We start from the raw sequence: 15009 nt of genomic DNA on the forward strand, positions 1-15009 counted from the left end.
CCAGTATGTTATTATACCGCCACCAAATTTGGCCTTTGTAGCGGAGCCGTAATGAGCCAACATCTTTCACTACCTAAAGATAAAATCCGTTTCCTTTTGTTAGAAGGCGTTCATCAAAACGCAGTCGATACTCTAAACGCTGCGGGTTACACTAATATTGACTATCGTAAAACTGCTCTTGAAGGCGAAGCGCTTAAAGAAGCAATTAAAGATGCTCACTTTATTGGTATTCGTTCGCGTACCCAATTGACTGAAGAAGTTTTCGAAGCTGCAAATAAATTGATCGCAGTAGGTTGTTTCTGTATCGGAACAAACCAAGTTGATCTTAAAGCAGCAATGGCACGTGGTATTCCTGTATTCAACGCACCGTATTCAAATACGCGTTCGGTTGCAGAGCTTGTACTTGCTGAAACGATTCTTCTTCTTCGCCGTGTTCCTGAAAAATCGGCGGCTTGTCATCGTGGTGGTTGGGACAAGTCTGCTGTCGGTTCTTTTGAAACTCGTGGCAAAACTTTAGGTATTGTGGGTTACGGTTCCATCGGTTCTCAACTTTCAGTTCTTGCTGAAAGCATGGGTATGCATGTTATTTATTATGATGCAGTAACCAAATTACCAATGGGTAATGCTCGCCAAGTTGGTTCTCTAGATGAACTTTTAGCAACTGCAGATGTTGTAACGTTGCATGTGCCAGATGTTCCATCTACACGTAACTTCTTCACTAAAGAACAATTTGCGAAAATGAAAGAAGGCGCGATCTTCTTAAATGCTGCACGTGGTACATGTGTAGTAATTGAAGATTTAGCTGATGCAATCAAGTCTGGTCATATTGCTGGTGCAGCGGTTGACGTATTCCCGAAAGAACCTAAAGCAAATGGTGAAGAATTCCAATCTCCACTTCGCGGCCTAGATAACGTGATTTTAACTCCTCACGTTGGTGGTTCAACCATGGAAGCGCAAGCAAACATTGGTTTAGAAGTTGCAGAGAAATTTGTTGCTTACTCTGACAAAGGTATGACACTTTCTGCGGTGAACTTCCCGGAAATCGCGTTACCATTGACAGCTGGCCAACACCGTTTATTGCACATCCACAAAAACGTGCCAGGTGTATTGTCTAAAATCAACAACTTGTTTGCTGAACAAGGCATCAACATTTCTGGTCAGTCACTTATGACTAAAGGTGACATCGGTTACCTCGTAATGGATGTTGACGCTTCTGCTTCTCAAGAAGCTTTAGATATGTTGCATGAAGTTGAAGGTACAATTCGCGTGCGCGTATTGTTCTAATACGAACTGTAAATTCAAAAGCCACAGCATTGTCTGTGGCTTTTTTATGGGCATTTACATTATCATGTGAAAAGTATACCAATTGATCAAATAATAAAATGTCCACTTTAAACCAGAAATCTCAGCTACATGCTTTGGGTTTTCTTATTCTTGCTATGTTAAGCGTTCAAAGTAGCGCATCTTTAGCTAAAATTTTATTTCAGAACTTCCCTGTGCTCACTGTCTCTGCAATGCGCTTATGCATAGGTGCAATTATTCTTGCCATTATTTTCCAAATTTGGCGAATTAATTTTAGTCAGGTTCGCTGGAAAGCTATCTTGGCTTATGGATTTGCGCTTGCAGGAATGAACGCACTGTTTTATCTGTCGATCGAACGCTTACCGATTGGGATCGCGGTTGCTTTTGAATTTATTGGCCCTTTAAGTGTAGCGTTATACCACGCACGTCAAAAATATGATTTTGTTTGGGTGAGCTTCGCAATTATTGGGCTGATTTTACTTTTCCCTTTCAATCAGGCTCATAGCTTAGATTGGATCGGCGTTTTATTTGCAATTAGTGCAGGGTCTTGTTGGGCGCTTTATATTATTGCCGGCCAGAAACCTTCTGGTATTTCAGGTAATCATACGGTGTGCTTGGGAATGAGTGTAGGTGCATGCATATTATTACCCATTACCTTTTTTTCAGGCTCGATCGGTCAAGTGATAGAACTTCCCTATCTTTTTTATTTTATTGGTTTGGCCATTTTAGCCAGTGCTCTCCCATTCTCTTTAGAAATGTTAGCACTGCGCAATTTGACACCTTTAAGCTTTGGAACATTGATGAGCCTAGAGCCCGCAGTTGCAGCACTATCTGGATTTATCTTCTTGGGTGAATATCTTTTATGGAATCAATGGCTAGCACTTGCAACCATTATCACTGCCTCTGTTGGTTGTACCGTAACCACCCAAAAAGCTCGCCAAGAACGTGAAAAAGCAGCAAGTTAATTTAATGAAATCTGCCAGCTAAAACATAGTATTCGTTATAATTATCCACCATTATTTTTAGACATCAGATGAAGCGCTAGAGTATTTTCCATGCAAAATCTTCCAATTATTGCTGTGCTGTATATGATTTTGTCGATGGTTTCGTATCAGATCAGCGCTTCATTTGCCAAACAGCTCATTGCGACATTAGACCCTCTCACTGTTACAATTTTAAGGCTGAGTTTTGCAACGGTTATTGTCGCAATTATGTTCCGCTCTTGGAAAATCTGGTCGCGCTTACCCTATTTAAAATGGCGTGATTTATTGATGTACTGCGCATCTTTAGGGTTAATGAATATCCTATTTTATACCTCACTTGGAAAATTGCCCCAAGGTATTGCTGTTGGATTAGAGTTTATTGGTCCATTAGGCCTTGCGCTTCTTTCTATTAAACAAAAGAGTGACTACATTTGGGTAGCACTAGCCATGTTAGGCATTGCACTCATGGTACCTTGGCAAAACCCTATTCAACACCATTTCTCGTATGTAGGTGCAGCATGTGCGCTAGGTGCTGGACTTTGCTGGGCCTTCTATATCTATTTCGGTCATAAAGTTGTGACTCAAAATATCGGGATGCACGCCTTAACGATTGGGATCGGTGTATCTGCACTGGCATTATTACCAATTGGTATTTGGCATAATGCTCCTGCATTACTTGAGACCCAGTACTGGGGTAAAGCATTACTTATTGCGGTTTTAGCGACTGCTATTCCCTATGCACTCGACTTAATGGCTCTCAAACAACTCAATAAATTAACTTACGGGACTCTAACGAGTTTAGCACCAGCATTGGCAGCATTAACGGGTTTCTTATTACTTCACGAAGAAATCAGCACGCTGCAATGGGTGGCTTTGGCTTGTGTAATGTTGGCCTCTATTGGTGTTACTTTAAGAAGTACTAAAAAAGCTGTATAGGTTTACTCTACTGCTGCTTTTTATACTTTTTATATTCCTTTAAATATTTATTGCCGAGTGTCTCTTTTTCGCTGTCTTTCAGAATTTTTCCGGCTTGTTGAAAAAACTTATGTTCTTCTTCTTTTAAATGATGATGGACTTTTTCACTCAACTGTTTGGCGGTTGCTAACCAGCTTGGGCTACTCATATCGGTTTGTTCAAGTTGTTCGACCAACTCATCCATTTCATGATGTTCGGATAAAGCATGTCTCGTAATATCCAAACCCACATCATCAAACATTAAAGGAATATAGAGATAACGGTCTTCGGCAACTGAATGGGCATAAAGTTCATTTTTTAATGCATCAAATAATTCTTTTCGTTCTTCGGTTAAACCATGTGTCTGGATTAATTGCTCAGAAAGGTTTCGTTGATTTTCATGGCTTTCTCTTAATGCTTCGAAAATATTCATTCTCTTCCTCATTTTTAGCTAAAAAATCTTTTTTATTTCAAGGTTTATCATACGTTGAAATTTATATTATTTAAGTAGCTTAAAATGAGACTATTTTTTACACAGTTTTCTTTCTAGTAAGTTTCTGTAATGATTTTTATATTTTCAATGAGGAAAGATACATAAAAAGTATGAACTGCTCCTTAAGACCAGCTCATACTTTTTTATCTTATTTAGCCTGTAACAAACATTTGATAGCCCAAACGGCAAATCAGAATACTCACCAAAATTAAAAAGATAATTCGCACAAAACCACTACCGTATTTAAGCGCGGTACGCACCCCAACAATAGAACCTAGCACGTTAGCCGCCGCCATCATTAAACCAATATGTAAAATAGCGTGACCAGTTGGGATGAGGAAACTCAATGCAGCTAAGTTAGTCATAAAATTACCGATTTTTGACAAAGCTGAAGCATGTAAGAAATCAACTTGTAAAAAACGAATAAAGAAGAAAATAAAGAAACTACCTGTACCTGGCCCAAAAATACCGTCATAAAAACCAATAGCCAAACTACCGATACCAGCTAAAATTAACATTTTCGTGGTAATTTTTTGCTCGGTATGAACTTGACCGAAGTTCTTTTTAACTAGGGTATAAATCGCAATCACAATCAACATTACGAAAACGAAAGGACGCAATACCGATTGAGGAATAAGTGATAAGCATGCCGCGCCGGCAAAAGAACTAATCAAGGCACAAATGGCAATAACGGCTAAAAGCTTCCATTGCAACTTTACTTTTTTAGCAAATGTATAAGCCGCTGATGCAGTACCAAAAATGGATGAGACTTTATTGGTACCAATCACCGTAGCAGTCGACATGTTAGGAAAAGTGCTCATGATCCCCGGAATCTGGATAAGTCCACCGCCGCCTACAGCAGCATCAATTGCTCCTGCAGTAAACGCAAAAAAGATCAAACTAAGGATAACGTCCCATTCCATGCCCATGCTCTATACTCTACATCTACTACAAATTTAAGATACGCTTAGGTACCAACCGTTTTTTATCGGTAATCTCGGCTAAGCCTAAACAGCGCTCACCCGAAAACACCAAAACTTCTGCTTCTGCAGAATGCTCAATATTGCTTTCTAAACCGTTGCAAAAATATTTTTCACGCCCTTCTGGAACCTGAATTTTTAAGAAATGGTCAACTGGTGCATAAACTGGAAGTAGCAGAGCTTCTCTTTGCTCTTCTGTTAAACTTTCCAGATATTCAATGGTATAACTCGGTATAAGCTCAAAATGTCCTGTTTGAGTCCGGTTCAGCATCGTTAAATGCCCACCACAACCAATTGCTTCACCAATATCTTCACCTAGTACACGGATGTATGTACCTTTAGAACAGGTTACATCCAGAGTGATACTATTTTCGGTAAATTCAATAAGCTCTAAAGCATAAATCGTGACTGGACGCGCTTCACGCTCAATCTCTATACCTTTTCTCGCCAGCTCATATAACGGCTTACCTTCTTTTTTCAAAGCCGAATACATAGGTGGAACTTGCTGAATATCACCTCTAAACTTTTCTAAAGTTTGTTCAATAAGTTCTTGGTTAAGAACAGGAATAGGACGCTCTTGTAAAATCTCCCCTTCCACATCACCTGTTGTTGTGGTCTGTCCCAATCGAACAGTGGTTTGATAACGCTTTGTTGAGTCCAGCAAATAATGTGAGAACTTGGTTGCCTCTCCCAAACAAATCGGGAGCAAACCTGTCGCCAAGGGGTCTAACGCTCCAGTATGGCCTGCTTTTTGGGCGCGATATAACCAACGCACTTTTTGCAAAGCCGCATTTGAACTTAAGCCTAATGGTTTATTTAATAGAAATACACCACTGATATGGCGACGAGAAATTTTTTGATTTTTTGTCGTCATTTTTACTGGAACACAAAGCTAGAAAAAAGTGCCGACATGTTAGCAAATTCGGCAAGATATTTTCACAATATTTAGGTGCCTTTTCACTTATTTTATGGCACATTAATGATCGAGTAAAAAAACAACAAATTAAAACTTAAGGAAGATATCTTTATGCAAGGGATGCAGAAGAAGGTATTGTGGTGCGTGCTCGGATTTTTTATTTTGAGCCTCATTGCATGTGTATATTGGTTAAGTCCTGATTCAAAAAACACATCACCCCAAGTCAGTGAAAAGACAGCTCAAAATTTAGCATCAGCTCCACCCAAAAATAACTCAACGCTAAATCCAGATGTTTACCATAGTAAAAGTCAGCAAGATACTGAAGTTAACTGTCAGTTAAAACTTGATAGTTCCCAACATTTGGTTGTTAACAGTCAAACTCGTGACTGCTTTGAATATTTTATTACTCAATATGGAGAAAATGATTTAGAGCAAATTAAAAATCACTTTGGGAAATTTATTCAAGGAAAATATTTAGAGCCCGCTCGCTCACAGATATTGGATTTATGGGCCCGTTACTTAAGATATCGCGAACAGCTTGCTCAAATCCAAACGCCTCCATCAAAACAACAAGATAAAAATTATTTTCAAAAAATCTTTAATTCAATTCAAGATCTAAGAAAACGTTTCTTTTCGGCCGCTGAAATTGATGGACTCTTCTCAAATGAAGATATCTATCAGAACTACACGCTTGATCGTATGCAAATACTTGAGGACTCTTCTTTAAGCGAAATTGGAAAGGCTCAAAAGCTTAAAGAACGCTTTGAACAGCTACCAGAAGACTGGCAACAAAACCTACAAGAACTCTCTAAACTTGATGACTTACATGCACTGACCAAACAAATTAAAGCACGTCATGGTTCAGCAGAGGAGCTTCGGCAGATGCGTACAGCACTTGTTGGAGCCGAGGCGACTCAACGATTAGAAACTTTAGATACACAGCGTAGTGCTTGGCAGCAAAGGGTCACAAGTTACTTGAGTGGACGAGATGAAATTATTAAAAGCAATATGAGCGATAGTGCTAAAAACCAAGCCATACAACAATTACGCCAACAACAATTTAACTCATCACAAGAACAGTTAAGACTTCGAACTTTTGAAACGGTCCATGATCAGGGAGGTGAACTACCATTTAATTATTAAGCCTTTTCTTTTAGGAACTGGCTAAACAAGCACTAGCAGTAAGAAGCTGCTTTTCATACAAAATAAAAATAGTGAGTAAAAAATGAAAAGGAAGTTAACGTTTTTTTGCGCTGCAATGCTCTCAGGATTGAGTATTTCAGCGGCCCATGCCACAAATGCTGAACAAGTTAAAAACTCGTTCGTCTATTCATCTTATGCGCAAACCAAATATCCACTGGTTTTTAACCACGGTATGGCAGGTTTTAACCGAGTTGGGACAGATACACTTGGTCTCGATTACTGGTACCAAATCCTTCCTGATCTGGCTCGTAATGGAGGAAATGTCTGGGCAACCAGAGTGTCGCCTTTTAACTCAACAGAAGTGCGTGGTGAACAACTTGCCCAGCAAGTAGAAGAGATTATTGCCATTACTGGTAAGCCTAAAGTCAACTTGATCGGTCATAGCCATGGGGGCCCGACAATTCGCTATGTGGCCGGTATCATGCCAGAAAAAGTTGCCTCACTCACTACAATTGGTGCGCCTCATAAGGGATCACCAATGGCAGATGTCATCCTGAATGTCGAGGGTACTCCTCTATCTGGACTGGCAACGCTAGTAAACTGGTTTTCAGCCGCAATTACTTGGGCAGGAGGCCTAGACCCAACAAGCTATCCGCACGACTCTTTAGCCGGAGCTCATAGCTTATCAACTCAAGGTTCAGCTCAATTTAATGCTCAATTCCCTATGGGTGTACCAACTACTTCTTGTGGTGAAGGGACATACCAAGAGAAAGGTATTTATATGTATTCTTTCTCGGGGAATAAAGCGCTGACCAACCCATTAGATCCATTTGATATTGCGCTTACAGGCAGTAGTTTAGTAGTCGATCCATTTGGTGATAATGATGGACTTGTTTCCCGATGCAGTGCCAAATTTGGTAAAACAATTCGTGATGATTACAACTGGAATCATTTAGATGAAGTGAACCAAGTACTTGGTATACGCTCTATTTTCGCTTCCGATCCTGTATCAGTTTATCGTCAACACGCAAACCGTTTGAAACTTCAAGGACTATAGTTTTTAAACAAAAAATGCGCCAAAAGGCGCATTTTTTTACTCGCTATAAGCTTACGCTTTACGAGCTGGTAATTTTTCACGAATACGTGCAGCTTTACCAGACAAGTCACGAAGGTAGTAAAGTTTAGCACGACGAACGTCACCACGACGTTTCACTTCGATTTTAGCAACAACTGGTGAGTGAGTTTGGAATACACGCTCAACACCAACACCGCTAGAAATTTTACGTACTGTGAACGCAGAGTTCAAACCACGGTTTTTCTTAGCGATTACAACACCTTCAAATGCTTGAAGACGTTCACGATCACCCTCTTTTACTTTTACTTGAACGATGACAGTGTCACCAGGAGCAAAAGCAGGGATATCAGATTTTAACTGTGCATTTTCAACAGCTTGAACTAAAGGATGTTTACCACTCATTGTGGGAATCTCCAATATGTGCGGAGTCAGAAGAGGTCTGAATTTCCGCTGGGGATAGAGGCTAAAGCGCATATCAACCCGTTTATCTTTCCCTTTACGACAATATGTCTATAAAGAGCCTTTAAATTTACATAAAACTATTCAATAAATAGAATTATGCTTTAACTCGAAGCATTGCTTCTCGTCTTGTTGCAGAACTTTCGTTCTTGAGAATAACGATTAAGAATTACCGTCATTCTCTTGCGTATCTTTTAGCCATTTCTTTTGCTGCTTAGTCAACTCAACCTTTGCAACTAACTCAGGTCGACGCTCTAGAGTTCGTTGATATCGCTGCAAAAAACGCCATTTTTCAATATTGCCATGATGTCCAGATTTTAATACCTCTGGCACATCCAGCCCTTCAAAATGGTCAGGCTTTGTATATTGTGGACAATCTAAAAGACCGTCAACAAAAGAATCTTGTACTGCTGATTGTTCATCTGACATTACATTCGGCAAACGGCGAATAATACTGTCAAGTAACACCATAGCGGGCAGTTCACCACCAGATAGAACATAATCACCAATTGACCATTCTTGATCAACATAATGCTGGATCAAACGTTCATCGACTCCTTCATAACGTCCACACAGTACAATTAAGCCGTCATAATCAACAAACTGCTGTACTGCCTGTTCATTTAAGGTTTTGCCTTGTGGGGACATATACACCACAGGAACATGAACATGTCCTGCTTGTGAGGCAAGCTGTTTGGCATGTGCAATTGCTTTCGCCAAAGGCTCAGCCATCATCACCATACCTGGGCCGCCACCAAATGGACGTTCATCCACTCTTCTGTAGTTTCCCTCAGCAAAATCACGAGGATTAATACAAGTGACTTGTACAATATCTCGTTTTGCCGCACGTCCGCTGATGCCGTAGGCTGTAATCGCTTCAAACATTTCAGGAAAAAGCGTAATGACTGCAAAAAACATCACAGACTCCTCTATTTTCCTGCTGTATTAATCCTAAAAGGATTAATAATCTACGCCCCAATTGACGTAAATACGACCAGCTTCAAGATCAACACGTTGTACTACATCTTTATGCCAAGGAATCATGCGCTCTTCTGAATCAATGCTATCTGGGGTAGCATGCACCACCATCACATCATTAGCTCCAGTTTCAAACAACTCATGAATTTTCCCTAAGTTTACTTCCTGTTCTTCTTCATCAAGACCTAATACAGTTAAGCCCTTTAAATCTGACCAGTAGTATTCATCTACATCTGCTTTTGGCAGTTGAGACTTAGCAATCCAGATATTAGCGCCAACCAAGCTTTCCGCCCCAGTGCGATCACTCACACCTTTCAACGCAACAACTAGGCCTTTGCCATGTGGTTTCCAACGTTTTACATCTATTGTTTGCCAACCAACCTTGGTCTCAATGTACCAAGGCAGGTAGTCAAACATGTTGCTCATAGGTTCTGTATTTGAATACACCCAGAGCCACCCATTCAATCCATAAGCTGAACGTAACTGTCCAATCTGAATACGATCTTCGGGAACATTCTGTGTTGATGTCATGGGCTACCTACTACAAAAATTATGCAGTAGCTTTTTTAGCTTGAGCAGCTAAAGAAGCAACACGTTCAGAAGGTTGAGCACCTTGAGAAACCCAGTGAGCAAAACGGTCTGCATCTAAACGAAGTTTTTCTGCTTGACCTTGTGCAGTCGGGTTAAAGAAACCGATACGCTCGATGAAACGACCATCACGTGCATTGCGGCTGTCAGTCACAACGATTTGATAGAATGGACGTTTTTTTGCGCCGCCACGTGCTAAACGAATAACAACCATGATAAAAGCCTTATAATTCTTACGGATTATCCCTGCGCCGACCATCGGCAACACTTCAAACCCCTTTCATAGAGGGCGACATTCTACGTGATTTTCGCCCTGAAAGAAAGATTATTTTTTGAGTTATCCGCAGTTTTGAATTTAAAATTACTGTAGCCAATTTGATGTGGCAGATAACGCACAATCAGTTGCACCTTTTGCCCAAAATTTTTGCCCTTGATCATTAAGACAAATGATCCCATCACCAGCTTGAGAACTAGTAGCAATAGGTGTAGCCGTTAACACCCAGCTTGAATCAGTTATACTAGAAAAAGCTAAGTTATATAAGGCTTGACCTTGTTGAGGGCTGACACTAGAACCATAAATCGAAGTAATCGTCGCATTCGATGGATAACGATTGTGAACTATTTTTTCTGCTTCTAATGTTTGGGCAATATTCATCATTTCAGATTGAACAGCTGTACGATGCCCTTTGCGTAAATATTGCAAATATGAAGGTGTCGCTATAGCTGCTAAAATTGCAATTATTGCTACTACAATCATAAGTTCTATTAAGGTAAAACCATTCTTCATTGCCAACTCTCACTATTTGTTTCACATAAATTGCAAGTGACTGTTCCCCCACAGTCATTATCAACAGCCGTAGCTGTTAAACTTTGGCAACGCAAACCTGAATTCTTAGCAATAAAATTAAAGTTTCTTGAATCTGTAGTTGTCGCTTTAATGACCCATGTTTGCCCATTTGCAGCAGCATTCGTCAATAAATTTCCTGTCGTCGTATCATCACTAATTTCAATCGTATAACCACCCCGTGGCAAAGTTACAGATGTGGTGGTAAATCCTCTATAGGTAAAGTTCTTGGATTTATGCCGTTCCAACTGTTCTGCCAATTTTAGAATTTCACCTTTAGCAGCAGAAGCCGTCGCTCTACGGCTATAACTTTGATATGAAGGGATAGCAATCGAAGCAAAAATAGCGACAATCACGATGACAACCATGAGCTCAATCAAGGTAACACCCTGATTAAACCGCAGAATATAATATTTATTCATCAGTCATCCCTTAGCGATAACGCTCATACCAGCGTGTAGGAACTAAATGACTTGTACACTGCCACTCGCCCGTTCCACTCTCGTTTCCAGACAGTTGTAATTTCCCACAACTATTAGTCACTGGAGGTTCATCTCTTTTTGGAACAAATGCTATGCCGCGAATACCGGAGCCAATAACGTTTTTATTACATTCAGAAGCTCCTACTGGGCAATTAGTACCAGTTTGTGTTTTAAATCCACTTCCATTCTCTTTATTTTGATCAATTGACCCATCAGAATTAAGGCAGGCGCCAAATGGTAAACAGAACGTCTGCTGGTCAGTTTCACCTACTACACGGGGTAAACATGGGTCTGCCGCTACAATGCCTGTTCCCTGCGGATCATAAACAGGCACAATTAAAGTCCCCGTAACGGCCATAGGTTCTTCAAAAGCTTTAAGACCTCCTTTAATACGGAAACTATTATTAGCTTTCTCTGTGCCATCGCTCATACTAGAAAGTGAGCGATACCAACCACTTTGCCCCCCCCCAGTGTTTGGAAAGAAAATCTGTGCTACTCGTGTTTCCCCAGATCGTAAAATTTGTGGATTTTTTCGAAGCGTCGATCGAGTAATATCTTTTGTTTCAAGCTGGCTATCTGTTAAAGACATCAGATTCTTTTTGATAAAGTCTTTATCGATAATCCCATAGACATTGTTTACAGGTCTTCCGCTTAATGCGGTGCTCGGTGACATCCCCTCACGACCTGTAAGCGGATAAACATCTAAAGGTGTACTACGGTCACCTGAAGCAATACCGACAGTAATAAAAGTGCGGATTCCATAATCGTGAATTGTCACTGTTGGCGGTTCATAAAAACGCGGCGCATTCCCAGCGGTATAGTCGTTCGAGGCATCATAAGTTGAGTCATTCGTTGCTAAATTGGCTAATCGAACAACTCGAATACCGAAACTGCTATAAGTTGAATTTGTTTTTGTCTGGTTATTATTAAGATCGATACGGAAAATTTGTCCGCCTAAATCGCCAAAATATAAATGGTCGACTAAACCATCAGCATCTCGATCTAAGGTACTAATGCGACTAACAATACTGTGCTTCATATTAGAGTTATCTATATTAGAGCCTGTATCACTAGTCCACCATAAGCGTTCCCCAGTTTTAGCATCAATAATATAAACAGCATTCCCTTTTGCTTTTCCATTCGTAAAGCAAGAATTACTCAAGGTAATATTCGGGTTTTCATAACATTGGTCGTAGCCACCACCAACAATCATAACCCGTTTAATAACTCCGTTATAACGTATATTTGCAAGTACAGGTTTAGACCAACTCTGCCCCATACGACTATAATCAGTTTGATCTGCTCCTACTCTAAAGAGAAGCTTAGGTGAAGCAGGATTTAAGACATTTAAGCCATAATAGCTGCTGCCCCCCATTCGCATGCCACCATAAATATTCATTTGCTTTGCAGTTACTTTTGATACTGCTGAACTACCGCTTCCTGTTGTAGTAATACTATATGCAGGGTCAGATACCCAAGCCCCATCCATACCGTGAGCAGGAGCTGTAGCATCACTTTGGCCAACCACTAAAGCTTTTGATGCAACTGGATCATTTAATATATCGGCAGGAACGAAAGCCATTTGTTCTACACCAGTTGAGGCATCCACAATATGCAGACCACCTTCCATCGTTCCATAGAGAATGGATTGTTCACGCGCAGATGTTAAATTCCCATTTTCATCTAATGTTCCATTATAGGTAAGTTGTACCGGTAAAGAGTGAATACTACCGCCCATCGATAAATAGGGTTCATTCGATGTAACTAATGACGAAGGTAAAGTCGTAGCGCTAATATCAGTTGAGTAACCTAGATAATTTAATATTTTTAATTTCAAGCTAATCGGGAAAGCTTTTAAAATATCTTGTCCAGTTGATGCATTAAATTTTCCTAAAACATAACTTGCTGTATTAGCCACACTATCAAAAGGATTAGTTCCTTCTGGTGGAGCAGCTGGAATTTTTAGCAAATTAGTTCCAGAAGTTGATAGCTTCGTTAAGCTACCATCTGATGCGACGGCGGAAACATCAGTAAATAAGTTGCGGATTTTAGTTTGTACTGCGTAATAATATTTTGTGATATTTCCTTCTTCATCACGTGTTTCATTTTGTCCAGCAATTGGTAAAGGAACTTTTGCATATGAACCACCAAAAAAGACTTTACCTCCATCATTATAAGTAGAGCTATTCCAATAATCTTTCGTACCCGTTCTAAATGCCCCAGTTGCGTTGTAAACCAACCCACCAGTATTAGCTTCGAAAGCACCAGCATTTGTTCCCGATAAAACAACATGATATTTCTTTAAATTTCCTCGCCATGTTAAGTAGGTGTTAGCCGGGTTTGGCTCAAAAGCACGTAAGTAACCATATTCCTGTAAATTTTTAGGATTTAGTGCATCATAAGGAACAGAGATAGCACCTGTGGTTAAGGGTTCTAAAGGAACTTTATCTAAGTTATTAATAAATGCGATAACACTATCTGTTACACCTTGCGCACTTTGGGTAGGGAAAAATCCTCCATTTCCATAACCTGGTGCAGCGACCGCATTTGTGGTCTGATTCGGCGAACAATTATCATCACTTTTACGATCAGCTTGGGTTCTCGAACTTAAACGACAGGCATTTTTTACATCAGAAGAACTTAAACTAGAAAAGTCACTACCAAAACCGACAAATGCTGTTTGAATAGAAACTCCAGCCGGATTTTTTGTTTTATCAAATAATCTTTTTGCAAATTCCCCCATACAGGCCCAACCAGAGTCTGCTGTCGTGTTAGATAAACCTCCAGAACAAGTAAAATTTGCTCCCAAAGTGCTGCCTAGGGCTGTCGACATTACAGTTGCCGAACGTGTATTTGTTGTATTGTTCGGTTCTCCATCTGATAAAAAGTAGATTCCTTGCCCATCACAACTCTGACGATTGGCCACCGCAGGCAAAGGAGATTGGTAAATGGCATTTAAATTAGAGGCATTTCTATCTACAACAATATTGGGATTGCTAGCTGTATCATTTGATTTTGATTTTGGGATACCACTATCTGCATTTGCTACAGCATAATTAAAGGTGGTGTAGTAATAAGTATAAGAATAGGTCCAATCCGACGAAGTATCATAAGCAGTTGCCGTATCCACACCCGGATTAGAAGTTGACCAGTTACTCCAATAGTTATTAGAGCGACAAGGTTGCCATAGATTTGTAGTATCGATTTGTGAATCGCGATAATTCGTACAATATGAGTATTCCGTTCTATTATCAGATTTTCGCACACGCCTTATATAGCTATCTTTTCGAATGGCATAATTTGCCTCTGAATAGGTCGTTGTACCCATCAAATAAGCAGCAGCTTCCGCATAAGCATGTGCTGAAGGCGTTGACCCGCCAGCAGTTAAATTTGCAACAGCCTGTTTTAATTTATAACGTTGAGAACCCACTGTATTTAACGTACTCGCATCTCCTAAAGGAGCAGCAGCCACTAGAACCTGCCCACTTCGGCTATCACCATTTGCAGAGAAATTTCCCAACCCCACACGAGTGTCATTTAAAACAGGATTATTACTTGCTAAAAAAGCATTCATACCATTTTTAAGCATAGCCAGACGGTTTTCGCCATAACTATTGTTGGTCATACTTCCTGATGTATCCAACATCATCACAATGGTTTTTTTACCAGCTGTAGGTGAAGCATAAATTTGTAAATCACTCGCCTGCACAACGGAGCTTGTCATTAGCCATGTAAAAGCAACTGAACTCGAACAGATGGCATACCATAAATTATTTGGCTTAAAATTCTTCAATTTTAGTTTCACGATATTC

The 15009-nt window shown here is 40.1% G+C and carries 15 protein-coding genes; 5 read left to right on the forward strand and 10 right to left on the reverse strand.

The window, feature by feature from the left end; all coding sequences use genetic code 11:
* Window positions 1-51: 51 nt before the first annotated feature.
* From serA to F928_RS17105, 3 genes are all read left to right on the forward strand, one after another.
* The gene (serA, locus tag F928_RS17095; RefSeq protein WP_002116919.1) at window positions 52-1284 is read left to right on the forward strand and encodes a phosphoglycerate dehydrogenase; all 1233 of its coding nucleotides are present in this window, start codon (window positions 52-54) and stop codon (window positions 1282-1284) included.
* Between the two features lie 98 nt (window positions 1285-1382).
* Complete coding sequence (locus F928_RS17100) at window positions 1383-2267, forward strand: EamA family transporter (protein WP_005078441.1); 885 nt, start codon at window positions 1383-1385, stop codon at window positions 2265-2267.
* A 90-nt stretch (window positions 2268-2357) separates the two neighbouring features.
* Window positions 2358-3221 (forward strand): EamA family transporter, encoded by an 864-nt coding sequence (locus tag F928_RS17105; protein ID WP_005078443.1) that lies wholly within the window; start codon window positions 2358-2360, stop codon window positions 3219-3221.
* A gap of 7 nt (window positions 3222-3228) precedes the next feature.
* Here the strand turns inward: F928_RS17105 and F928_RS17110 are convergent, their stop codons facing one another.
* The 3 genes from F928_RS17110 to truB form a co-directional block, all read right to left on the reverse strand.
* Window positions 3229-3672 (reverse strand): hemerythrin domain-containing protein, encoded by a 444-nt coding sequence (locus F928_RS17110; protein ID WP_002116886.1) that lies wholly within the window; start codon window positions 3670-3672, stop codon window positions 3229-3231.
* A gap of 212 nt (window positions 3673-3884) precedes the next feature.
* Window positions 3885-4661 carry a sulfite exporter TauE/SafE family protein gene (locus tag F928_RS17115; protein ID WP_000525218.1) on the reverse strand — a complete coding sequence of 259 codons (777 nt, stop codon included), beginning with the start codon at window positions 4659-4661 and terminating at the stop codon, window positions 3885-3887.
* A 19-nt stretch (window positions 4662-4680) separates the two neighbouring features.
* Window positions 4681-5586, reverse strand: coding sequence for a tRNA pseudouridine(55) synthase TruB (gene truB / locus F928_RS17120; RefSeq protein ID WP_005078446.1), 906 nt, complete (start codon window positions 5584-5586; stop codon window positions 4681-4683).
* A gap of 153 nt (window positions 5587-5739) precedes the next feature.
* Here truB and F928_RS17125 point away from each other — a divergent pair, with 153 nt between their 5' ends.
* Both F928_RS17125 and lip read left to right on the forward strand, forming a co-directional pair.
* Window positions 5740-6771, forward strand: a complete 1032-nt coding sequence (locus tag F928_RS17125) for a lipase secretion chaperone (protein ID WP_005078447.1) — start codon at window positions 5740-5742, stop codon at window positions 6769-6771.
* Window positions 6772-6886: 115 nt separating this feature from the next.
* Window positions 6887-7828 (forward strand): lipase family alpha/beta hydrolase, encoded by a 942-nt coding sequence (lip, locus tag F928_RS17130; protein WP_014207808.1) that lies wholly within the window; start codon window positions 6887-6889, stop codon window positions 7826-7828.
* A gap of 51 nt (window positions 7829-7879) precedes the next feature.
* Here the strand turns inward: lip and rplS are convergent, their stop codons facing one another.
* The 7 genes from rplS to comC all read right to left on the reverse strand — a co-directional run bounded on the left by rplS (window position 7880) and on the right by comC (window position 15002).
* On the reverse strand, window positions 7880-8248 hold the full coding sequence (rplS, locus tag F928_RS17135) for a 50S ribosomal protein L19 (RefSeq protein WP_002116654.1): 369 nt from the start codon (window positions 8246-8248) through the stop codon (window positions 7880-7882).
* A gap of 219 nt (window positions 8249-8467) precedes the next feature.
* Entirely contained in the window at window positions 8468-9223 is a 756-nt protein-coding gene (gene trmD / locus F928_RS17140; RefSeq protein ID WP_005078451.1) for a tRNA (guanosine(37)-N1)-methyltransferase TrmD, read from the reverse strand.
* Window positions 9224-9265: 42 nt separating this feature from the next.
* The gene (gene rimM, locus F928_RS17145; protein ID WP_005078453.1) at window positions 9266-9814 is read right to left on the reverse strand and encodes a ribosome maturation factor RimM; all 549 of its coding nucleotides are present in this window, start codon (window positions 9812-9814) and stop codon (window positions 9266-9268) included.
* A gap of 19 nt (window positions 9815-9833) precedes the next feature.
* The gene (rpsP, locus tag F928_RS17150) at window positions 9834-10085 is read right to left on the reverse strand and encodes a 30S ribosomal protein S16 (RefSeq protein WP_000260334.1); all 252 of its coding nucleotides are present in this window, start codon (window positions 10083-10085) and stop codon (window positions 9834-9836) included.
* A 147-nt stretch (window positions 10086-10232) separates the two neighbouring features.
* Entirely contained in the window at window positions 10233-10658 is a 426-nt protein-coding gene (pilE, locus tag F928_RS17155; RefSeq protein WP_005078455.1) for a type IV pilin protein, read from the reverse strand.
* Entirely contained in the window at window positions 10655-11137 is a 483-nt protein-coding gene (gene comE / locus F928_RS17160) for a type IV pilin protein (protein ID WP_005078457.1), read from the reverse strand. The genes pilE and comE overlap by 4 nt, the downstream gene beginning before the upstream one ends.
* Before the next feature lie 10 nt (window positions 11138-11147).
* Window positions 11148-15002, reverse strand: coding sequence for a PilC/PilY family type IV pilus protein (gene comC, locus F928_RS17165; RefSeq protein ID WP_005078458.1), 3855 nt, complete (start codon window positions 15000-15002; stop codon window positions 11148-11150).
* Window positions 15003-15009 lie beyond the last annotated feature (7 nt).

Origin of the sequence: Acinetobacter pittii ATCC 19004 = CIP 70.29, from assembly GCF_000369045.1 — a bacterium.
GTDB classification, from domain to species: domain Bacteria; phylum Pseudomonadota; class Gammaproteobacteria; order Pseudomonadales; family Moraxellaceae; genus Acinetobacter; species Acinetobacter pittii.

Bases quoted from the DNA above. Each gene is read 5' to 3' on its own strand.
- serA (WP_002116919.1), top strand. From the start codon at position 52: ATGAGCCAACATCTTTCACTACCTAAAGATAAAATCCGTTTCCTTTTG.
- F928_RS17100 (WP_005078441.1), top strand. From the start codon at position 1,383: ATGTCCACTTTAAACCAGAAATCTCAGCTACATGCTTTGGGTTTTCTT.
- F928_RS17105 (WP_005078443.1), top strand. From the start codon at position 2,358: ATGCAAAATCTTCCAATTATTGCTGTGCTGTATATGATTTTGTCGATG.
- F928_RS17110 (WP_002116886.1), bottom strand. From the start codon at position 3,672: ATGAATATTTTCGAAGCATTAAGAGAAAGCCATGAAAATCAACGAAAC.
- F928_RS17115 (WP_000525218.1), bottom strand. From the start codon at position 4,661: ATGGGCATGGAATGGGACGTTATCCTTAGTTTGATCTTTTTTGCGTTT.
- truB (WP_005078446.1), bottom strand. From the start codon at position 5,586: ATGACGACAAAAAATCAAAAAATTTCTCGTCGCCATATCAGTGGTGTA.
- F928_RS17125 (WP_005078447.1), top strand. From the start codon at position 5,740: ATGCAAGGGATGCAGAAGAAGGTATTGTGGTGCGTGCTCGGATTTTTT.
- lip (WP_014207808.1), top strand. From the start codon at position 6,887: ATGCTCTCAGGATTGAGTATTTCAGCGGCCCATGCCACAAATGCTGAA.
- rplS (WP_002116654.1), bottom strand. From the start codon at position 8,248: ATGAGTGGTAAACATCCTTTAGTTCAAGCTGTTGAAAATGCACAGTTA.
- trmD (WP_005078451.1), bottom strand. From the start codon at position 9,223: ATGTTTTTTGCAGTCATTACGCTTTTTCCTGAAATGTTTGAAGCGATT.
- rimM (WP_005078453.1), bottom strand. From the start codon at position 9,814: ATGACATCAACACAGAATGTTCCCGAAGATCGTATTCAGATTGGACAG.
- rpsP (WP_000260334.1), bottom strand. From the start codon at position 10,085: ATGGTTGTTATTCGTTTAGCACGTGGCGGCGCAAAAAAACGTCCATTC.
- pilE (WP_005078455.1), bottom strand. From the start codon at position 10,658: ATGAAGAATGGTTTTACCTTAATAGAACTTATGATTGTAGTAGCAATA.
- comE (WP_005078457.1), bottom strand. From the start codon at position 11,137: ATGAATAAATATTATATTCTGCGGTTTAATCAGGGTGTTACCTTGATT.